Genomic DNA, 20,919 nt, shown 5'->3' on the forward strand with positions numbered 1-20,919 from the left:
CTCTTCCCACAGTTCGTCGCCGCAGACAGCCCAGACAGATCGCTCACAACCACCCCGCCCGCCTGAACCGCCACCACAGAAACACATCGACGACGAACATCGACGCGATACAGATCGGGTATCCGTACTTGTAGTGCAGTTCGGGGATGCTCTGGAAGTTCATCCCGTAGATCCCCGCGATCATCGTCGGCACCGCGAACAGCGCCGCAAACGATCCAAGCCGCTTGGTCACCTCGCTCTCCGCGAGCGAGATCATTCCGAGGTTCACCTGGATGGCGGTGACGATCATTTCGCGGCGCCCTTCGATCGTCTTCACGATCCGCTCGAGGTGGTCGTAGACATCGCGAAAGTACGCCTGCATGCCGACGCAGATTTGCGGAATCCGTCCACCGGTGAGCTTGCCGATCGATTCGAGCAGCGGCGCGATGTGATGCTGAAGAATGACGAGGCGACGCTTCAACGAGTACAGGTCCTCGATGATCGCGCGCGACGACGCGAGATTGTGCTTGTCGAAAATGCGGTCTTCGACGCCTTCGATTTCCGTCCCGATCGCTTCGAGAATCGGAAAATAGCGGTCCACGAGATTGTCCGCCAGCGCATACAGCACGAACGCGGAACCTTCCTTCAGCAGTTGCGGCTCGCGCTCGCAACGTTCGCGCACGGCCTGGAAACCGAGCTGGGTTCGGTTGCGTATCGACAGCACATAGTTGCTGCCGACGAACACGTCGACCTCGCCGATCTTCAGTTCACCGTGCTCGTCCATTTCGACGGTGTGCATCACCGCGAAGAGCGACTCGCCGAACTCTTCGATCTTCGGTGTCTGGTGTCCGTTGAGGACGTCTTCGATGGCGAGTTCGTGCAGCCCGAACTCCTCCTTCATCGTTTCGAGCTCATCTGGGCCCGGGTCTTTCAGCGCGACCCAGACGAAGCACTCAGGCTTCGCCACATAGACACTGATGTCGTCGATATGGATATCGGCCAGCTTTTTGCCGTCCTGGTAGGCGGCGCAATTGATCAGCATGTGGGGGTTACCTTCAAAACGGATACGGAGCAATGGCCCGCACGCGCCGCGCCGGATTCGCGCATTGCGGTGCGGTGCGGACATAGCGCAGCCGGCATATTAGCGAGCCAGTATGCCGCGAATGTGTCGAATCTTACCGTTTCGTTAGATTACGAATTGCCTACGCTTGAGCGCAGCGTCGCTCGATCAACCGTCACTTCGGCATCCGCACGAGCCCGACCCGATGATCCTTGTCGAACACGATGCTCGCGTGATTCGTGTAGCTGGCGTCGACTGGAAACGCGAATTCGAGCACCGGATCGAACTGCGTGGATACCGCGAGGCGATGTGCGCCAGGCGTCAGATAGAAGACGGCGTGTTCGCCGTTCATCAGATCGATGACCTGCTCGCCGTCGACATAGACGAGCACGTCGCGAAAACGCACGATCACATCGGCGGAGCGCTCGCGGCGTATCTCGACTGCGACGAGGCCGGCGGCGGGCTGGGTGTATTCGCGCTTGAGAATGCGCTCGGGTGGCACCGGCTTGAACGGTACAGGGTCGGCGGGTGATGGTGCGCAGCCTGCGAGCGGCGCGACCGTTGCGATTGCTGTGATCGCAACAACAACGACAGTTGCGGTTGCGAGCCATGCGCGTCGTACCGCAGTCATGACTCTCACGGCTGTTGCTGCAACGCCCGGGTGCACTCGCATGACGGTCTCCCTCTTGTATGGTCGCTACATCGCGTGCCGCGCCTGGGTCCTGTGTCGCTGCATGACGTTCCGCGCGGCGCAATCTGTACCCATGATACCTGCGCGCCCGGCCAACCCGGTACGCTCTTGCACGGTGCGCGCTTCTTGTTCATGATCCCCGCTGAACCGCTACCTGCGAAGGTGCCCGCCGGAACACACCGGTTAGAGCGGCAACCGGAATCGTCAACCCCGCGCGAGGAACCGACCCATGACGTATCTGTTTTTCTTCTGCGGCCATGCCGGCACCGGCAAGACAACTGTCGCAAAGCATCTCGCCGCGCCGCTCATGCGCGCGACCGGCATGCCATTCTGTCTGCTCGACAAGGACACGTTGTACGGACCGCCCGGCGCAGCTGCGATCGGCGCGCTGACCGGCAATCCGAACGACCGCGACAGTCCGCTCTATCTGCAGCATCTGCGCGATCCCGAATACCGCGGTTTGATCGACACCGCGCGTGACAATCTCGAACTCGGCGTGAGTGCCCTGGTGGTCGCACCGCTGTCGCGCGAAGTGCGCGAACGGCGGCTCATCGATCGCGCGTGGCTTGGTGTCGCGGACGATGTCGCGATTCGCGTCGTTTGGGTGCATACGTCCGAAGCGCTTGCACATGAGCGCATCGCTGCACGCGGCCATCCCGACGATGCCTGGAAGCTTGCTCATTGGGAAACCTACCGCGAGCGACGCTTCGAGCCCGCCGATGACATTCGCGGCGATCTGCTGATGTTCGACAGCAGCGCGCCAACTGCGGCCGACTACGATGCATTGCTTGCGCAACTGGTCGACCGGCCGCGTGCGACCGGCGCGATGTTGCCGCCGCTGCCGGTCTGATCTGCCGATCAAGCTAGTCCGACATCAGGCTTCTGCCGAGCGCAGGACGTGTACCGGAACCGACTTGTACGCAGGCGTACCGCTCTCTTTGTCGATAAAGTCGAGCGGCACCAGCACGTTGGCTTCCGGATAGTAGGCGGCCACCGATCCCGGCGCGATGTTATAGGCAATGGCCGTGATCTTCTTCAGGCGCAGTTGTCGTCCCGCTGAAATCGCTTCAATGTCGACCAGATCGCCGTGTTCGAGTCCACGTGCGGCGAGATCGTCTTGGTTCATGAACAGCACGTCGCGCCGGCCGAATACACCACGGTAGCGATCGTCGAGCGCATAGATCGTGGTGTTGTACTGGTCGTGGCTGCGGATCGTGATCAGACGCAGCACATTGTCCGCGCCGAACACATCTGCATCTTCCTTCACGCCGCCGTACACCGAGAACACGGCTTTCCCCGACGGTGTAGGCCACACGCGCTGCGTCGGAGGAAGCGGCATACGAAATCCCCCCGGCGTTCTAATGCGCGCATTGAACGCTTCGAACCCCGGCACCGTTTGCTCGATCAAATCCCGAATCCTGTCGTAGTCGGCGATCAGATCCGCCCAGCCCACCTTGCTCTCCGGCAGCGTTGCGCGGGCCATGCCGGCGACGATCGCCGGTTCGGATAGCAGGTGCCCTGACGCGGGTTTCAGCTTGCCCGACGAGGCGTGGACCATCGACATCGAGTCCTCCACCGTGATGGCCTGCCGGCCGGTCACCTGCATATCGAGTTCCGTGCGGCCCAGAACGGGCAGCACATACGTTTCCTTTGCCACGAGCAGATGCGACCGGTTGAGCTTCGTGCCGAGATGCACGCTCAGATCGAGTTTGCCCATCGCCGGAAAACACTGCTCGGAATCGGGGAGCGCAACGGCGAAATTTCCGCCGAGGCAGATCAGTGCTTTCGCGGTACCGGCAATCATCGCCTGCATCGCTCGCACCGTATCGTGCCCATGCGTTGCCGGCGGCTTGAAGCCGAAAACCTTTTCGATCTGCTCGAGGAAGGCGGCAGACGGTTTTTCGGTAATGCCAACTGTGCGGTTTCCCTGCACGTTCGAATGGCCGCGCAAAGGGCAGATGCCGGCGCCTGGTTTGCCGATGTTGCCGCGCAGTAGCAACAGGTCGGCAATCAGGCGAACGTTGGCCGTGCCTTTGCTGTGCTGCGTAATACCCATTCCGTAGGTGACGATCGTCGCATTCGATTTTGCGTAAGCAACGGCAACCTTGCCAAGATCTTCGCGTGTCAGTCCGCTTACCTTTTCGATGTCGTCCCACGACGTCGCCTGCAGATCGGCGGCGAACGCCTCGAATCCCTGCGTATGCGTTGCAATGAACGCGTGGTCGAGAACGGTGTTGCCTTGTTCCGCGTCGAGCTGCAGCAGCGCTTTCATGATGCCCTTGAGGACAGCCGCATCGCCGCCCGCGGCCAGCTGAAAATACGTCGACGCGATCCGGGTCGAACCGAAGGTCGCCATTTCGATGACGCTCTGCGGATCGGCGAAACGCTCGAGCGCACGCTCGCGCAGCGGATTGAACACGAGGATTGGGACGTTACGCCGCGAGCATTCGTGGAGCGTGCCCATCATCCGCGGATGATTCGTCCCGGGGTTGTGCCCGATCGACAAGATCAGCTCGGTTGCGTCGAAGTCATCCAGCGATACCGTACCTTTGCCGATCCCGATCGACTGAGGCAGGCCAACGCTGGTCGCCTCGTGGCACATGTTCGAGCAATCGGGGAAATTGTTCGTCCCGTATTCCCGCGCGAATAGCTGAAAGAGGTAGGCGGCCTCGTTCGACACCTTGCCCGAGGTATAAAACTCGGCCTCGTCGGGCGACGACAGCCCGCGCAGCACTTCGCCGATGCGAGCGAATGCGTCGTCCCATTCGACAGTCTGGAACGTGTCAGTTGTGCGGTCGTAGACGAGCGGATGCGTCAGTCGGCCGAGATCCTCCAGTTCGAAATCCGAGCGTTGCAGCAGCGATGTCACCGTGTTGCTGCGGAAGAAGTCCGGCCCGACCCGTTTGGTGGTCGCCTCCCAGGTGACCGCCTTGGCGCCGTTCTCGCAGAACTGGAATGTAGAACGGTGCTCCTTGTCCGGCCACGCGCACCCCGGACAATCGAAACCGTCAGGCTGGTTGGTACGCAGCAGCGTAATCGGCGCCTCGACGCTTTCCATTTGCGTGCGGACGGCCTGGGCCGTGGCACGGAGCGCTCCCCAGCCTCCGGCAGGTGCGTCATACGGGCGAACTCCTGGAACGTCGCGTCGCGTGGTCATATGAGACTCCATGAACGAACCCTTTCCGCCGCTTACCATTTCGGTAGAAGCATCGGGCTGTTTCAAAGGTTATAGGAGGTGTTCACGCGATTTGCGAATGCCGCAGTACGCGGGCAACGACCGCACGCCCACAACAAAAATGCCCCACTCAATTGAGTGAGGCATTTCGTCTCTACTTCGACACGACACGCGCGTCGTCTGCTCCGGACACCGGCGGCCGTCTATGCGACCTGTCCGCGCATCCGCACGACCCTCAAGCAGCGGTGTATTAGACCGTTGCCATCGCATCCATCGTCTGGCCTTCATACAACTGACCAAAGCGATTCGCGAGGAACTCACGCAGCGACACCTGCTCCTGACGCACGAAACCGCTTTGCGGCAGCTTCTTCTCGCGGAACAGATCGAGCACCGCGCACATCGCGCCGGCCGTCGTGATCTGGATCGCGCTCATCGGTACGCCGCAGACCGTCTTCGCGAAGATCTTGCGCGTGAACACTTCCTGCACGAGTTGCCCGTTACGCATGCCGCTCACCGTGATGAAGATCAGCACGACGTCCTGCTCGGTCGACGGCACCGACTTGCGCATGATCGTCTTGAGCGTGTCGCGGTCGCTGGAGAGGCGCAGGTCTTCGAGCAGGAACTTCATCAGCTCGCGGTGACCCGGATAGCGCACCGACTTGTAGTCGAGCGATTCGACGCGGCCCGAGAGCGTCTCGCACAGCGTGCCGAGGCCGCCCGACGTATTGAACGCTTCGTATTCGGTGCCGTCGAGCGAGAAATGCTCGAGACCTTCGAGCGGCTGCACCCATTGCGTACGGTTGTCGCGAATCGCTTCGCAGGGCTGGCAGTACTCGTTGATCAGGCCGTCGACGCTCCACGTCAGGTTGTACTTCAACGCGTTGGTCGGGAACTCGGGCAGCGCGCCGACGCGCATCTTCACGTCGCGGATTTCGGTGAAGCGGTTCGCAAGTTCATGTGCTGCGAGCCCGATAAAGCCGGGAGCGAGGCCGCATTGCGGCATGAATGCATGGTCGGCATCTTCAGCGATGGCGCGGATCGCGTGGGTCGCGCGGACGTCTTCGGTCAGATCGAAGTAGTGAACGCCGGCGCCCTTCGCAGCCGTCGCAACGTTCACCGCGAGGTAGTACGGCAATGCGTTCACGAGTGCATCAAAGCCTTGCACGGCTGCGCGCAGCGCAGCGGCATCGCCGGAATCGACGCGACGGGTCGGGATGCCCTGAGCGGCGAGTTTGTCGAGCGCCTGTTGATCGCGATCGATTGCGACGACTTCGTAATCGCCGGTTTCGCGCAGCATGTGGGCGATGGTGTGACCGATCAAACCTGCGCCTACGATGGCTACTTTCATGCGCTTCTCCTTGTTCTGTGTGGACGGGCTGTCTCCAGCCGAAAGTACGGGCCGAACCCTTGCGACACAGTGTAAGGAGAAAGAGAGACAGATCCTAGGCGCAAAATGCTGCGAAATGACCATCGTTTTCGACGATATGACGAAGCGGGTCGTCGATCAGTCGAAGTGCACTGCAGCACGCCGCGCCGGGCCGAGAAAATCGCCGGCCGCGGCCGCATCCGATGCTTCAGTTGCCCATCGTGCCGCGGTCGATCTTGCGCGCGAGAATGATCGACGTCGTCGTACGCTCGACACCTTCGAGCCCGCCGATCTGATCGAGCAGGTCGTTGATCCGGTCCGGAGAATCGGCACGCAGCCAGGCGACGTAATCGAACTCGCCACTCACTGCGCACAGCAGTTGCACTTCGGGCATCTTCGCGAGGCGCTTCTGCACGTCGGCGCCGTGCCGCGGCGCGATGATGATGCCGACGTAAGCAGAGATGCTCGCGTCGAGCACATCCTGACCGAGCTGCACGTTGTAGCCCGCGATCACATTGGTCCGCTCAAGGCGCGCGATCCGTGCGATCACGGTCGTACGCGCCACGCCGAGCTGGCGCGCGAGATTTGCGACGCTTTCGCGCGCATTCGCCTGCAGCAAGGCGACCAGGTTACGGTCGAGATCGTCGAGTTGGTCGAGTCGCGGAGGTCTCATCGAAGGCAGGATCGAGGTCAGAGGAACAAGGGAAAGGAAAAGCGCGCGGCATCTTCGACAACATCAGCAACACCGTACGAACCGCAGCACACGCGGATTATGCCCGGGTTCGCGGCGAGCCGATGCGTCATGTGCCGAGATGCTCGATCACGAAGTCGATGAACGTAGTGAGTTTCGGTGCCGCGCGACGGTCGCGCGGATAGATCAGATGCACAGGAATGCCTGCCGGCAGATAGTCTTCGAGCACCGACACGAGTTGTCCGCTCGCAATCTCCTTCGCGAGCAGCGCTTCGGGTTGCAGCACCAGACCGAAGCCGCGCAGCGCGGCCATCTTTAGCGCCTGGCCGTTGTTGGCGCGAAACCGTCCGGGTCGCAACTGACTCTCGCCTTCGGCGTCGCCGTCGAGCCGCCACAACCCTTCGCGTCCCCAGTGCAGAAAGCCGAGACACTCGTGCTGCGCGAGATCGGCGGGAATGCGTGGCGTGCCCGCTCGCGCAAGATAGTCCGGCGATGCGCACGCGCGCATCCGGTACGGCTTCAACGGCCGCGCGACGAAACTGGAATCGGGCAACTGCCCGATCCGCACAGCCGCATCGAAACCCTCGTTGACGAGATCGCTGACGCGGTTCGACAGATCCAGTTCGAGGATCACGTCGGGCCAGGCGCTCAGGTAATCGGTCATCGCCGGCACGAATACTTCCACGCCGTAAGTGAGCGGCACCGTCACCTTCAGCACGCCGCGCGGCGCCGATGCCATCGCTTCCGCGAGCGACTCCGCTTCTTTCACTTCTGCAAGAATCCGTCGACATTGTTCGTAATACTGGCGACCGATCTCCGTCAGACTCTGGCGCCGGGTCGTGCGCGTCAGGAGCCGCGTGGCCAGCCGCGTTTCGAGCGAGCGGATATGTTTACCGGCCATTGCCGACGAAATACCGAAGCGCGTGGCGGCCGCCGTCAGGCTACCGGCCTCGACCACGGCCACAAAGACTTCCATGCTGGCGAACTTGTCCACCCGCTATTTCCTGTTCGTTTCGTTTGTAAGCAGTTGTCGCATTGCAGCCGCAATGCGCGGATATCGTGATACTAATATTGCCCAAGGCGAAGCGGACAGCCGGGGTTGGCATGATCCCTTACCGCCGATACGAACGACCATCAGGAGTCTCGATGAAAAAAACCCTCGCTATTCTCGCCACCGCCCTCACGATGAGCGGCGCTTTCGCCCAGGCTTCCGCGCCGGCCGCACCCGCTCCGTCGGCGGCGTCCGCGCCTGCTGGCAAGCTCACGCACGAACAGCACGTGGAAGAGCGCATCTCCTGGCTGCGTACGCAGTTGAAGATCACGCCGCAGCAGGAAACCCAGTGGAACGCTTTCGCTGACGTAATGCGCAGCAATGGTCAAACCATGGGCCAGCTGTACCAGGAGCGTCACGCGAACACGACCGCGACCGCGCTCGACGACATGAAGCAGTATGCGCAGATCACCCAGGCGCAGGCCGACGGCACGAAGAAACTCGTCGATGCTTTCGAACCGCTGTACAACGCCCTCTCGCCGGACCAGAAGAAGCTCGCCGATGCGACCTTCCGCCAGTCGTCGCACCCGTCTGAGCGCGGCCATCGCAAGCATTCGGGCAAGGCGCAGGCGCCTGCGGCATCGGCCAGCGACGCAGCCGCCCAGTAAGCTCCGCAGTACGGCGCCGGCTAAGCTTATCGCAAGACGTACGCCCCAACCGGCGTACCCGCGCTGCTCACCCGGCACAGAACGCCTGCCCTCACCGGCAGGCGTTTTTTCATGTGCTGCGCATTTTCGGCATTCGGTGCATGCAAGCGCCACGCTTTCGCGCTACGCTGGCGGCCATTTCAACAGCATGCGCCCCACCGTGTCGGGCAACCGCCTCATGATCGAACTCCGCAACATCGACCTGCGCACCGACGCCGCCGCCCGGCGTGTCGTCAAGGACGAAACCGTCACCGTCAATTTCGCTGACCGCGACGGCGAACTGATGAGCCTCGAAGGACCGAACCGCTATGTGAGCGGGGACGCGTTGATCACCGGCTCGACCGGCGACCGCTGGGTCGTATCGCGTGAACGCTTCGATGCGAAATACGTCCCGGCGCGCGACGGACTTGCGCATGGCGTGGCGGGCCCGTATCGCAACCGCCCTGCAATCGTGCTCGCAAAACGCATGGACGAGGCGTTTTCGCTTGCGCGGTCCGAGGGCGGCGGCGATGTGCTCAACGGCACCGCCGGCGACTGGATCATGCAGTACGCACCGGGCGATTACGGCGTCGTGCAGGCCGCGCGCTTCGCCAAGGTCTATCGTCTCGCGAGAGACAAGTAACGATCGGTTCGCGCGGCGCTCACGCGAACTCTTCATCGAGATCGACAGTCACTTCGCGCGGGACTGCCTCGCCGTTCGCATACTGCTCTTCCAGCGATCCGATCGCCGCTTCGACATACGCACGCAGCACCGCAAAACTGCGGCCGCGCAATTGCGCCGGCAACGCGCGATAACGCGCCAGCGCTGCGGGGGCGATCGCCACAGTCAACGCGATGCGACGTGCTGTCGATCCAAAGCGCATCGCCACCCAATGAACGACGAGCGTCGGTGTGCCGTCGTCGGCGGGACGCTCGGTGAACTGGGTCTGCTCGGGAAACAGATCGCTGATGACACGCGCCAGTTCCTCGATATCGGGACTTGCGCAGTCGTATTGGTAGGCTTCCATTTTCTCGGGGCTCGGGTCTTCGTCAATTCGGCTCACGCGGTGCGCGCCGGCCGGCGTACCTGCCGCACCAGCACCGCGGTCACGACTAGCGCCAGCAACACATAGATCCCATCGACTGCGAACAGCGACAGCATGCGCGCCTGAAACAGCGTAGCGGGCAACTCGATCAGCGCGTGGATGGCGATCGCGAGCGGCAAGGTACCACGCCAGCCCGCGCGCACGCCGCGCCACATCAGCACCGACAGCCCGATCTGGAACGCCAGCGCCGCAAGCCGCTCGAGCACGAAGACGCCGCTCATCAGCGGCGACAAGGTGGCGAGTACCAGGTGCACACGCACCATCGAATCGCTCGGCAGGTTCGTCAGATGCTCGTCGAGCTGGCCGCGATTGGCGAGTACCGCGAAGACGATCCATTGAAACTGCACCAGCACGCCGACGAGCCACGCTTCCGCGCCGCCATGGCCGATGCCGTACGCCAGTGCGCGTCCGTCCGACGACGGATCGGCGGCCGCGGTGCCGGGCGCGGCACGCTGCCACATCATCCGCATCGCGATGAAACGCCCGACCTCTTCGCAGACGCCGGCTATCAGTGCGCCATATATGACGAACGTCAGCGGGTGCGTGAGCCACCCGGCGGTCGTCGCATTCATGCCCAGCACGTAGTCGTTCACCGCGCGCTCGACCACCATGGCAAACAGCGCGAACACCGCAATGCCGGCGATCGTGTCGCGTCGGTTAAAGACAAACGTGCGCGTCCAGCGGCGATACAAGATGACCGGCAGAGCCGCGACGAACAGAGTGGCGAGCGAGAGACAGATAAGCGTGAGCGGTGCGACGACCATGAGTTTCCTTGCAGTGACGGGCGAACAGGCGGCGCATGTTCAACGTGCGCCGCAACCCGAATGATCGCAGATCAGCGCGCGGTCGAGGCGCGCACGATCAATTCGCCGGGCAAAAGGCAGTCGCGCGCGGGCGCATTGCCGCCTTCGATCCGTTCATGCAGGAACTCGACCGCGCGATAGCCGATCGCGTAAGTTGGCTGGCGAATCGCCGTGACGCCAGCGAGTTCGGCCCACTCCGGATCGTCGACGGACAGCAGCGCGACACGCTCGGTCCAGCGCGGACCCAGCCGCTGGTTCAGGTGCAGCGCGAGGCGTAGCGCGACTGGCGCGTTCGCCGCAAATAGCGCGAGGCGATCCGATGCGGTATCGATTGTGCGATCGAGCGTGGCGAGTGTACGTTCGGCGCTCACGTCGTTCGCGAGATCGAGTACGACCGTTTCGCCGTGTACTTCACCTGCGAAGCGAGCCAGCGTTTCATGGAAAGCGGCCTCGCGCAGACGCCGCGAACTGACCTGCTCGTACGGCTGGACCACGAAGCGGATCTCGGTGAAGCCGCGCTCGAGCAGATGCTGCGTGCCGCGGGTCGCCGCATCGATATTGTCGAGGCCGACCATATCGGCAGCGAGCCCTTCCACCAACCGGTCGACAAGCACCGCCGGAATACCGCCGCCCACCGGCTGCAGCGTTTCCTCGCTCACGCCGAGCGCATTGACGATCACGCCTTCGACGCGGTACGTCGTGAGCAACTGCAGGAAGCGCCGCTCCATCTCGACTTCGTTCGCCGCGTGACAGATCAGCGGCATGTAGCCGAGCGCATTGCACGCCGCCTCGACACCTTGCAGCACTTCGACCGAATACGGATTCGTCAGGTCGGCGAGTAGCATGCCGATCAGGCGGTTGCGGCCGCGCTTCAGGCCGCGTGCCATCTGGTTCGGCTGATAGTCGAGACGCTCGATTGCCGCGGCGATGCGCGTACGCATATCGGCCGACAGCACGCTCATCTCGCCGTTCAGATAGCGCGAGATGCTGGTCTTGCCGGTGCCGGCTTCGCGCGCGACGTCGCTGATCGTCGCGGGCCTCTGCCGGCCAGCGGACGATCCGCTCATCGGCCGAGCACGTCGCGGTTCACGACGTTGCGTGTTAGCGTGCCGGCGAGTGCCGCCACCAGGTTTTCGGCGGCGCAGCGCGCCATTGCGTGGCGCGTTTCGTGGGTCGCGGAGCCGATGTGCGGCAGCGCGACCACGTTGTTCAGTTTCAGGAGCGGTGAATCTGCGGCGAGCGGTTCATGTGCAAATACGTCGAGCCCCGCGCCGTGGATCGTGCCCGCCTGGAGCGCATCGATCAGCGCGGCTTCGTCGACGGTCGCACCGCGCGATGCATTGATCAGGATCGCGCTCTTCTTCATTGCGCGTAGTTGCGCGGCGCCGATCAGATGATGCGTCTCGGGCGTGAGCGGTACCTGCAGGCAGACGAAGTCCGACACCGCCAGCAGCTCCGACAGTTCGACGCGGCGCGCGCCGTACGTTTCTTCGGCGGCCTGGTTCGCGCTGCGGTTCGTGTACAGCACCTGCATGTTGAAGCCAAGCGCCGCGCGCCGAGCGACCGCGCCGCCAATCCGCCCCAGACCGACGATGCCGAGCGTCTTGCCCTGCACGTCGACACCGAAATGATCCGGGCCGATGCTGCGCTGCCAGTGGCCGGCCTTCACCCAGTCGGCCAGTTCAACGACCCGGCGGGCAGTCGCGAGAATCAGCGAGAACACCGTGTCGGCGGTCGATTCGGTCAATACGTCAGGTGTGTTTGCCAGCAGGATGCCGCGCCGTGTGAGATCGGCCACATCGAAGTTGTCGAAGCCGACTGAAATCGTCGACAGCGCTTTCAACCGCGTCGCACCTTCGAGCATCGACGAATCGATCTTCACGCTCGCGCCGATCGCGCCATCGGCGTCGCGCAGTGCCGCAACGAATGCGTCGTGCGTATCGCGCGATGACGTGTCGATCTGCACGACTTCGAGGTGTTCCTGCAGATAGGCGAGCACATCGTCGGGCAGCGGTTTGTAGGCAACGATCTTTTTCATCAGCTTCCTTTCCCATGAAGAGGCGTGGCGAGCGTACGTGCCGCTGAGCTCTGCGGCTTCACTGCCAGCGTGAAGATTACCGCCGCGACGAGCGCGACGCTCATGAACGCATACGATGCCGCCGGTGTGCCGGTTGCGCCGTTCAGATACCCGACCACATACGAACCGACGAACGAACCGAGCGCACCCATACTGTTGATCAACGCCATCGCGCCGCCCGCGACATTCTTCGGCAGCAGTTCCGGCACGATCGCGAAGAACGGCCCGTACGGCGCGTACATCGCAGCGCCCGCGATGACCAGCAACGCATACGAGAGCCAGAAATGCGTCGTGCCCAGCGCATATGACGCGGCAAACGCGACCGCGCCTATCAGCAGGAACGGCCAGACGAAGGCTTTGCGGCGATCGAGTTTATCCGATGCCCACGACACGACGAGCATCGCTATCGTCGCGGCCAGGTACGGCAATGCCGACAGCCAGCCGGTTTCGACCATGCCGAGTGTCGAGCCGTTCTTGAGGATCGATGGCAGCCACAGTACGAAACCGTAGACGCCGATGCTCCAGCAAAAATATTGCGCGCACAACTTGATCACCGCCGGCGAACGGAACGCTTCACCGTAGTTGCGCACCGGTTTGATGGCTGCCTGTTCCGCGCGCAGCGCTGCGTCAAGCGCGTCCTTGTCCGCACGCGTGAGCCACGACACCTGCGCCGGTTTGTCCTTCACGATGAACCACCAGCACACGGCCCACACCACGGCCGGCGCACCTTCGGCGATAAACATGTGCCGCCAGCCGAACGAATGCACGAGGTAGCCGGACACGACCGACATCCACAGCACCGTGACTGGATTACCCAGAATCAGGAAGGTGTTTGCGCGCGAACGCTCCTGTTTGGTGAACCAGTTGCTGATAAAGATCAGCATCGCCGGCATCACCGCCGCTTCGACGACACCGAGCAGGAAACGAATCACCATCAGCGACGGCACATTGCTGACGACGCCCGTCAACGACGCACAGCCGCCCCACAGGATCAGACTCCAGAACACCAGCTTCTTCACACTGCGACGTTCCGCGTAGATCGCGCCCGGAATCTGGAAGAAGAAGTAACCGAGGAAGAACAGCGCACCGATCAGCGACGCGAGTCCCTTGCCGATACCGAGGTCCTGGTTGATACCGGCCGCCGATGCAAAGCCAAAGTTCGCGCGGTCGAGATACGCGAGGCTGTAGGTGATGAACACGATCGGCATGATCGTCCACCAGCGACGCACGGCGAGCGATGAGGTCATGGGGTTGTCTCCTGGTTCTGAAGTCCGGGTGCGGTGGACGCGTGTATCGTGACGCTGCCGCGAAAGTGCCGAGACTCAGCGATGCCGCTAAGCGATGTGACTAATCGATACGATTCAGGCCGCGCCTCGCCCTGCCGTTGCCGGCGTCGTCCCGTTACCGTTGTGCCGATCGTCTTCGCGTTCGAGCGCGTCGAGTTGTGCTCGCGTCGGCAGGCCCTCGGAATCGCCGATCACCTGGATCGCCAGGCCGCCGATGCGGTTGCCGCGCGCCACCGCATCGGGCAGCGCCCGGCCTTCGAGCAACGCGCTGACCACGCCGACCGCGAAACCATCGCCGGCGCCCACGGTATCGACGACATTCGCGACCGGCTGCGCGGCAACGGTGCCGGTGCGTTCGGCTGTGCGGTAGTACGCGCCCTGTGGGCCGAGCTTCACGATCACGCCGCGTGCGCCGCGGTCGAGATAGAAACGGGCGATATCGTCGGGGCTCGTGTAGCCGGTCAGGATCTCGCCTTCACCGATGCCCGGCAACACCCAGTCGGCCAGCGCTGCCAGCGCGTTCAGCGCTTCGACCATCGCGGCGCGCGACGGCCAGAGCGTCGGACGCAGGTTCGGATCGAACGAAATCGTCTTGCCTGCGGTGCGCATTTCGTGTGCCAGATGAAATGCGAGTTCGCGCGACGACGCCGAGATGGCGGGTGCGACACCGGTCAGGTGCAGATGGCGCGCGCCGAGCACATAGTCGGCGACGTAGTCGTCCATCGACAGATGGCTCGCCGCCGAGCCCTTGCGAAAGTACTCGATGCTCGGATCGCTGCCGTCGTCGTTCTTCGATTTGAGCTGGAAGGCGGTCGGGAAGCGGTCATCGGTTGTCACGCAGCGTTGATCGATGCCTTCGCGGCGCAACGTCTCGCGCACGTATTCGCCGAACGAGTCGCGGCCGACGCGGCTCATCCAGCCGACCTTGAAGCCGAGCCGTGACAGGCCGATCGCCACGTTCAGGTCGGCGCCGGCGATCCGCTTCGTGAACTGGCCGACACCGGCGAGCGGGCCGGGCTCGGTTGCGACGAACATTGCCATCGCTTCGCCGTAGGTGACGATATCGAGTGTCGAGGTCATGGTGGCTCGCGGCGGGTGCTGGGTATCGGGTGTTTGCGTCATTGTCTGCTTTGCTTCGTTGTGTGCTCGGTTGTGTGCCCAAGTGCGTACGTTATGCCTCAGCGAGCCACGTGACGTAATGCGCCGCGTCGGCCGCGAGTCGGCTCGCGTCGAATGGAAATTCGATGCCGCGCGGCACGGTGCGCGGCAACAATGGCAGTACGGCGGCGAAGACGGGATCGTCGGCGGTAGGTGCGGCCGCGAAGCGTCTTGCGCCCTCGCCTCTCACTGCCTTGCAATGGACATACTCGACATGCGGCGCCAGTCGTTGCGCGGCTTCAACCGGTTGTTCGCCCGGCCATTGCCAGTTGCCGATATCGAAGGTCATGCCGATCAATCCTGCGTGGCCGCTGCCGGCAAGCCCATCGAATAACCCGCTGAATTGCGCCAGCGTGCCGCCCTCCTTCAACTGACCGTTCTCGACGACAAGACGCGTGTGCGCTCCGTCGAGCGATGCAGCCAGCGCGTCGCCAGCCGCATCGCCGGCGAAGCCGCCCAGTTGCAGTTTGACGAAGCGCGCACCGAGCGCATGGGCTCCGTCGAGGGCCAGCGCAAGCGCCGCCGCATCGAGCGCGCCGTGCGGCGTGTAGAGCGCAGCGGGCGTCGAATAGACCGACCACATGCCGAGTTCGTCGATCGCCGCGCCCAGAGCGCGCAATGCCTGCGGCTCGGCGTCGGCTTCCGAAGCAAACAGCTCGCGACGCACTTCGAACCCTGCCGCGCCAGCTTCCGAAGCAGTCGCAAGCCACGCCCGGTGACCGTCGCGCCGCACGGCATCCACGCCGAACGCGCTCGCGACAATTACGACTTCAGCCATGTCAAAAATCCCTTTTCGCACCGTTTTTCACAAATGGAACCGGTTCCAAAAGCGTTTTGAAAAAAAGCGCAGTTGCGCTCGTTGCGACGAATGATGCGCCTCGTCAGCATGGCAGGCCATCGTGGTAATCCCCTATCCGGCATATCGATCGTGCTCCGCCATGCACAGTTCGAGAAAGCGCTGCGCGGCGCGCGACGGTGCGCTGGCGTGCGGCAGCAGGATCGAGAACCGGCGCGTGCACGGCTCCGGCGCCAGCGAAACAAGACACAACGCGGTGCCCTCATGGCGCATCGACATCGCCGAGACGAAACCGATGCCCATGCCCGCGCGCACCGCCTCCTTCACGCCCTCGACCCCGGCGATTTCGAGCGCGACGCGCATCGGCGCCGCTGCCCGCGCAAAAGCTCGCTCGACGACCTGACGCACGCCCGACCCCGCCTCGCGCAGAACCAGCGGCCACGCACCGAGTTCGGCGAGCGTCGCCTGGCGCGGCCCCTGCGCGAGCGGGTGTGAGCGCGGCACGATCGCGACGATCTCGTCTTCGCGCCATGGGTGAACCGCGGTATCGAGCGGCAGATCCGAGCCGACCGGCCCTTCGATCAACGCGATGTCGACCGAAGCGAGCGCTGCGACGATCTCGGAGGTATTGCCGTCGGCAGTATGCAGCGTGACGTCGGGATAGCGCTGATGAAAATCAGCAATCAGATAGGGCAGCAGGTAACTGGCCGGCGTCGTGCTCGCCCCGATGCGCAGCGTGCCGCGCTCCATGCCGCGCAAGGCGTCGCGATAGGCGTGAGCCTGCCGCCAGGTGTCGCGCAGGTGTGCGGCATAGGTGGCGAGTTGCTCGCCGGTCGGCGTCAGACGCACGCCACGCCCTTCCCGCTGGTACAGCGGCTCGCCGAATTCCTCCTGCAACAGACGCAGCTGTCCCGACACCGCCGGCTGCGACAGATGCAATGCCTCGGCGGCACGGCTGATGTTGCGGTGCTCGGCTACGGCGGCGAAGGTTATCAGCTGATCTGGGGTCATGAGATAGAAATATCATATTTTCCGATATTTTACGTCGCAAATGACGATTTCTCATACCGATATATCCAAACTAGGATTAGGCCATCGCGTCGGAATCGCTCTATTCGAAGGCCATCTGCCATGTCCACCGCTCATGTACACGCCGTCCCCAGCAACGCTTCGTCGACGCGCGGCCACCTCAACGGCATCCTGTTCGTCGCGCTGTTCGCGGCAGCCGTCACGCGCATCGCGCAACTGCCGGCGATCGCCGGACTCGGGCTCAGTCCGCTGATCGTCGGTATTGTCGGCGGTGCGATCTACGGCAATGCGTTGCGCGACGGTATGCCTGACAGCTGGGCTGCCGGTGTCAACTTCTCGGCACGCAGGCTGCTGCGGATCGCCGTTGCGTTCTTCGGTCTGCGAGTCAGTCTGCAGGAGATTGCCCAGGTAGGACTGCCGGGTCTGACGGAGTCGGTGCTGGTCGTCGTCAGCACGCTCGTCATTGGCACGTGGGCCGGCATGAAGCTGATGAAGCTCGATCGCGACACAGCGTTGCTTACCGCCGCCGGCAGCGCGATCTGCGGCGCCGCCGCGGTGCTCGCCTTCGAATCGACGCTGCAGTCCAAACCGCACAAGAGTGCGATGGCGGTTGGCAGTGTCGTGCTGTTCGGTACGCTGTCGATGTTTCTCTACCCTGCCCTCTATCGGGCCGGCTGGTTGCATCTCGATACCCTCGGTGCGGGGCTGTTTTTCGGCGGCACGATTCATGAAGTCGCCCAGGTGGTCGGCGCCGCGGCCAACGTGAGTCCGGAAGCCACGCATGTCGCAACGATAGTCAAGATGACGCGGGTCATGCTGCTCGTGCCGGTGTTGCTGGTCATCGGTATCTGGCTGAACCGCTCGGCTCGCGGCTTGAACGGCGCGAACAGCACGAACAGCGCCAACAGCGAGCCCGGCACCCACGCGGCGCGCAAGCTGGCCGTGCCCTGGTTCGCCCTCGGTTTCCTCGCGATGGTCGTCGTCAACTCGCTGCACATTCTCCCTGCCCCGGCCACACAAACGATCAACACGCTCGACACCTTCGCCCTGACGATGGCCATGACCGCTCTCGGCATCGAAACGCGCATCTCGCAGATCCGTCAGGCTGGTCCGCGTGCGTTGACCACGGGACTGATTCTCTACGTATGGTTGACAGTCGGCGGACTGGGTATCACATGGGCTGTCGAGCGCCTCTTCGCGTAAACCGCCCCCCCGCGGCCGGCCTCGCCCGGCACGCCCGCAGCCCTGCCGATGGCAGGGCTTCTGCGCTTTTACGCGCACCGGTGTGCGCCGATGCACTGCGCGCGCGGCATACTTCATGCTCGCCCGATGTACTCACACAGCCTGAGCAAGGACCGATCGATGACCTACCGACTCTACTACTGGGATGGCCTGCAGGGCCGCGGCGAATTCGTGCGGCTCGCGCTGGAAGAAGCCGGCGCCGACTACGTCGAAGTGACACGCGGCGACGAAGCAGCCGGGCTCGGCACCGGCGCGATGATGGCGCGGCTCGGCAGCAAGGACGAGGCTTATCCACCGTTCGCGCCGCCGTTTCTGCAGGACGGCGAGCTGATCGTGTCGCAGACCGCGAACATCCTCTTTTATCTTGGTCCGAAGCTTGGTCTGGCACCGCGCGACGAAGGCCTGCGCTACGTCGCGAACGGCCTGCAGCTCACCATCGCCGACATGGTCACCGAAGCGCACGATACGCATCATCCGCTCGCGGGCAACCTGTACTACGAGGATCAGAAAGACGCCGCGAAAGTACGGGCGAGCGATTTCATCGATCACCGCATACCGAAGTTCATGCGTTACTTCGAGCGGGTGATGAAACAGAATCCCGCCAGCGAAGACTTCCTGGTCGGCGATGCGCTGACGTATGTCGACCTGTCGATGTTTCAGTTGATCGACGGATTGATGTACGCGTTTCCGCGCGCGACGAAGCGCTTCGGCACGCAGTATCCAAAGCTTGCCGCCCTGCACGACCGGGTGATCGCGCGGCCGCGGATCGCCGCCTATCTCGCCTCCGACCGGCGGCTTCCGCACAACGAAGCGTGCGTCTTCCGGCACTACCCAGAACTCGACAAAACTGCGCGCTAGTGCGCCGTCGTATCGTAACTACCACGCATAGTGGACGCAGCGGCGCGAACGTCATGTCGCTCCGGGCATACTCGACGGCGCCCTCGCGCGCATTACGCGCCTTGCGCGGTGCTATCCTTCGGCTCGCGCCAACCCACTCACGTTTCACGCTTCTCACGCTCCCGCCGTGCTCTCATTCCTGCTGAAACTGCGCACCCGCGCGCAACGCCTGTTCGGGCTCTCGGATGCGCACACGATGCTGCTCTGGTCGGTGGTCGTCGGCGTGGCCGGAGCGTTCGCGACGATGGCCTTCCGCGAAGCCATCGCGCTCATGCAACGCGCAATTTCCGGCGAATCGGGTGGCGGCCTCGTCGAAATGGCGCGCCGCTTGCCATGGACCGTGCGCATCTGGCTACCCGCAGCGGGCGGTCTCATCGCCGGCGTCATCCTGCTGATCGCACGGCGCGGGACGGAACGCAACAATCACACCGATTACATGGAAGCGGTCGCGATCGGCGACGGCGTCGTGCCGGTGCGACTCAGCCTGTGGCGCAGCGTGTCGTCGCTGTTCACGATCGCGAGCGGCGGATCGATCGGCCGCGAAGGTCCGATGGTCCAGCTTGCCGCGCTCGCTGCGTCGCTGATCGGCCGCTGGGTGCACTTCGACCCGCCGCGGCTGCGCCTGCTGGTCGCCTGCGGCGCCGCGGCCGGCATCACGGCGGCCTATAGCGCGCCGATTGCAGGCGCGTTCTTCGTCACCGAAATCGTGCTCGGCTCGATCGCCATGGAAAGCTTCGGGCCGGTCGTCGTGTCGTCGGTGGTGGCGAACATCACGATGCGTGAGTTCGGCGGCTATCGTCCGCCTTACGAAATGCCGGTCTTTCCGCCCGTGACCGGCGTCGAAGTGCTGCTGTTCGTCGCGCTCGGACTGCTGTGCGGCGCGGCGGCGCCGCAGTTCCTGCGGCTACTCGATGTATCGAAGGCGGGCTTCCATCGCATTGCGTTGCCGTTACCGCTGAAGCTTGCGCTCGGCGGTCTCGTGGTCGGCATCCTGTCGGTCTGGACGCCCGACGTCTGGGGCAACGGCTACAGCGTCGTCAACGCGATCCTGCATTCGCCGTGGACCTGGAGCGCACTCGTGTTGGTGCTCGTGTTCAAGCTCGTCGCCACTGCGGCAACTGCGGGCTCCGGTGCGATAGGCGGGATCTTCACACCGACGCTCTTCGTCGGCGCCGTGCTCGGCTCGCTGTTCGGCCAGGCGATGCACGCACTGTGGCCACACGGCACGTCCGCGCCGTTCGCCTACGCGATGGTCGGCATGGGCGCCTTCCTCGCCGGCGCCACCCAGGCGCCGCTGATGGCGATCCTGATGATCTTCGAAATGACGCTCAGCTACCAGGTCGTGCTGCCGCTGATGCTGTCGTGCGTGGTCGCGTACTTCGTCTCGCGCGCGATCGCCAAGACGTCGATGTACGAAATCACGCTGCATCGGAATCGCGAAGAACAGGAGCGTGTGCGGCTGCGCGCGACCCAGGTGCGCGAACTGATCAAACCGCCGGACACCGTCGTGCAACCGGGTGCGACGGTGCAGGAAATGACGCGCGTGTTTCTCGAGTACCCGGTCAAGTATCTGTATGTGACCGACGAGGCCGGCTGCTTTCTCGGCGTCGTGGCGCTGAAAGACATCACCTCGGATCTGCTCGAGCGACGCGAGACCTCGACGCGCACCGCCGCCGATTACCTGCAACCGCACTTCGACGTGCTCACGCCGGACATGCCGCTCGGCGTCGCGCTTCAGCACTTCATGGCGTTCCAGGGCGAACGGCTGCCGGTGATCGAAAGCGCGCAGCATCCGCTGCTTGCCGGAGTTGTCTACAAGACGTCGCTGCTCGATGCGTACTTCAGGATGAATCCGCACCGCTGAGCGATCGCGCGACACTCGCGAT

The 20,919-nt window shown here is 63.5% G+C and carries 20 protein-coding genes; 6 read left to right on the top strand and 14 right to left on the bottom strand.

Annotated features, from left to right (window positions below):
* Positions 1–43 precede the first annotated feature (43 nt).
* Positions 44–1,021, bottom strand: a complete 978-nt coding sequence (gene corA, locus FNZ07_RS24025; protein WP_091013424.1) for a magnesium/cobalt transporter CorA — start codon at positions 1,019–1,021, stop codon at positions 44–46.
* A 193-nt stretch (positions 1,022–1,214) separates the two neighbouring features.
* Positions 1,215–1,712: a DUF2846 domain-containing protein gene (locus FNZ07_RS24030; protein WP_245811516.1), complete on the bottom strand. Its 498-nt coding sequence runs from the start codon at positions 1,710–1,712 to the stop codon at positions 1,215–1,217.
* 247 nt (positions 1,713–1,959) lie between these two features.
* Between FNZ07_RS24030 and FNZ07_RS24035 the strand changes: the two genes are divergently transcribed.
* Positions 1,960–2,580: an AAA family ATPase gene (locus FNZ07_RS24035; RefSeq protein ID WP_091013434.1), complete on the top strand. Its 621-nt coding sequence runs from the start codon at positions 1,960–1,962 to the stop codon at positions 2,578–2,580.
* A gap of 24 nt (positions 2,581–2,604) precedes the next feature.
* Here the strand turns inward: FNZ07_RS24035 and FNZ07_RS24040 are convergent, their stop codons facing one another.
* The 4 genes from FNZ07_RS24040 to FNZ07_RS24055 form a co-directional block, all read right to left on the bottom strand.
* Positions 2,605–4,887: an FdhF/YdeP family oxidoreductase gene (locus tag FNZ07_RS24040; RefSeq protein ID WP_091013437.1), complete on the bottom strand. Its 2,283-nt coding sequence runs from the start codon at positions 4,885–4,887 to the stop codon at positions 2,605–2,607.
* A 268-nt stretch (positions 4,888–5,155) separates the two neighbouring features.
* Positions 5,156–6,253, bottom strand: coding sequence for a saccharopine dehydrogenase family protein (locus FNZ07_RS24045; RefSeq protein ID WP_091013438.1), 1,098 nt, complete (start codon positions 6,251–6,253; stop codon positions 5,156–5,158).
* 226 nt (positions 6,254–6,479) lie between these two features.
* Positions 6,480–6,944, bottom strand: a complete 465-nt coding sequence (locus FNZ07_RS24050; protein WP_091013440.1) for an Lrp/AsnC family transcriptional regulator — start codon at positions 6,942–6,944, stop codon at positions 6,480–6,482.
* A 127-nt stretch (positions 6,945–7,071) separates the two neighbouring features.
* Positions 7,072–7,956, bottom strand: a complete 885-nt coding sequence (locus tag FNZ07_RS24055; RefSeq protein ID WP_091013444.1) for a LysR family transcriptional regulator — start codon at positions 7,954–7,956, stop codon at positions 7,072–7,074.
* A gap of 152 nt (positions 7,957–8,108) precedes the next feature.
* Between FNZ07_RS24055 and FNZ07_RS24060 the strand changes: the two genes are divergently transcribed.
* The gene (locus FNZ07_RS24060; protein ID WP_091013447.1) at positions 8,109–8,621 is read left to right on the top strand and encodes a Spy/CpxP family protein refolding chaperone; all 513 of its coding nucleotides are present in this window, start codon (positions 8,109–8,111) and stop codon (positions 8,619–8,621) included.
* 217 nt (positions 8,622–8,838) lie between these two features.
* Positions 8,839–9,282: a PGDYG domain-containing protein gene (locus tag FNZ07_RS24065; protein WP_091014739.1), complete on the top strand. Its 444-nt coding sequence runs from the start codon at positions 8,839–8,841 to the stop codon at positions 9,280–9,282.
* A 19-nt stretch (positions 9,283–9,301) separates the two neighbouring features.
* On the opposite strand, the gene FNZ07_RS24070 is transcribed toward FNZ07_RS24065, so the two are convergent.
* From FNZ07_RS24070 to FNZ07_RS24105, 8 genes are all read right to left on the bottom strand, one after another.
* Entirely contained in the window at positions 9,302–9,667 is a 366-nt protein-coding gene (locus FNZ07_RS24070) for a DUF3022 domain-containing protein (protein ID WP_091013451.1), read from the bottom strand.
* Positions 9,668–9,699: 32 nt separating this feature from the next.
* Positions 9,700–10,509, bottom strand: a complete 810-nt coding sequence (locus FNZ07_RS24075) for a YhfC family intramembrane metalloprotease (protein ID WP_091013456.1) — start codon at positions 10,507–10,509, stop codon at positions 9,700–9,702.
* Between the two features lie 71 nt (positions 10,510–10,580).
* Positions 10,581–11,615, bottom strand: a complete 1,035-nt coding sequence (locus tag FNZ07_RS24080) for a LacI family DNA-binding transcriptional regulator (protein WP_091013460.1) — start codon at positions 11,613–11,615, stop codon at positions 10,581–10,583.
* Positions 11,612–12,586 (bottom strand): 2-hydroxyacid dehydrogenase, encoded by a 975-nt coding sequence (locus FNZ07_RS24085; protein WP_091013466.1) that lies wholly within the window; start codon positions 12,584–12,586, stop codon positions 11,612–11,614. The genes FNZ07_RS24080 and FNZ07_RS24085 overlap by 4 nt, the downstream gene beginning before the upstream one ends.
* Positions 12,586–13,872, bottom strand: coding sequence for an MFS transporter (locus FNZ07_RS24090; protein WP_091013470.1), 1,287 nt, complete (start codon positions 13,870–13,872; stop codon positions 12,586–12,588). Before FNZ07_RS24090 ends, FNZ07_RS24085 begins: the two co-directional genes overlap by 1 nt.
* Positions 13,873–13,986: 114 nt before the next feature.
* Positions 13,987–14,991, bottom strand: coding sequence for a sugar kinase (locus FNZ07_RS24095; RefSeq protein ID WP_091014740.1), 1,005 nt, complete (start codon positions 14,989–14,991; stop codon positions 13,987–13,989).
* Between the two features lie 91 nt (positions 14,992–15,082).
* The gene (locus FNZ07_RS24100; protein ID WP_091013473.1) at positions 15,083–15,847 is read right to left on the bottom strand and encodes a TIM barrel protein; all 765 of its coding nucleotides are present in this window, start codon (positions 15,845–15,847) and stop codon (positions 15,083–15,085) included.
* A gap of 132 nt (positions 15,848–15,979) precedes the next feature.
* Positions 15,980–16,876, bottom strand: coding sequence for a LysR substrate-binding domain-containing protein (locus FNZ07_RS24105; RefSeq protein WP_091013476.1), 897 nt, complete (start codon positions 16,874–16,876; stop codon positions 15,980–15,982).
* Positions 16,877–16,996: 120 nt separating this feature from the next.
* On the opposite strand from FNZ07_RS24105, the gene FNZ07_RS24110 reads away from it, so the two are divergent.
* From FNZ07_RS24110 to FNZ07_RS24120, 3 genes are all read left to right on the top strand, one after another.
* Positions 16,997–18,097 (top strand): YeiH family protein, encoded by a 1,101-nt coding sequence (locus FNZ07_RS24110; protein WP_091013480.1) that lies wholly within the window; start codon positions 16,997–16,999, stop codon positions 18,095–18,097.
* A 159-nt stretch (positions 18,098–18,256) separates the two neighbouring features.
* Positions 18,257–18,994, top strand: a complete 738-nt coding sequence (locus tag FNZ07_RS24115) for a glutathione S-transferase (RefSeq protein WP_091013483.1) — start codon at positions 18,257–18,259, stop codon at positions 18,992–18,994.
* A gap of 166 nt (positions 18,995–19,160) precedes the next feature.
* Positions 19,161–20,897, top strand: a complete 1,737-nt coding sequence (locus FNZ07_RS24120) for a ClcB-like voltage-gated chloride channel protein (RefSeq protein ID WP_091013487.1) — start codon at positions 19,161–19,163, stop codon at positions 20,895–20,897.
* Positions 20,898–20,919: the final 22 nt, after the last annotated feature.

The sequence above is a fragment of the Paraburkholderia megapolitana genome, from assembly GCF_007556815.1.
Lineage (GTDB): Bacteria > Pseudomonadota > Gammaproteobacteria > Burkholderiales > Burkholderiaceae > Paraburkholderia > Paraburkholderia megapolitana.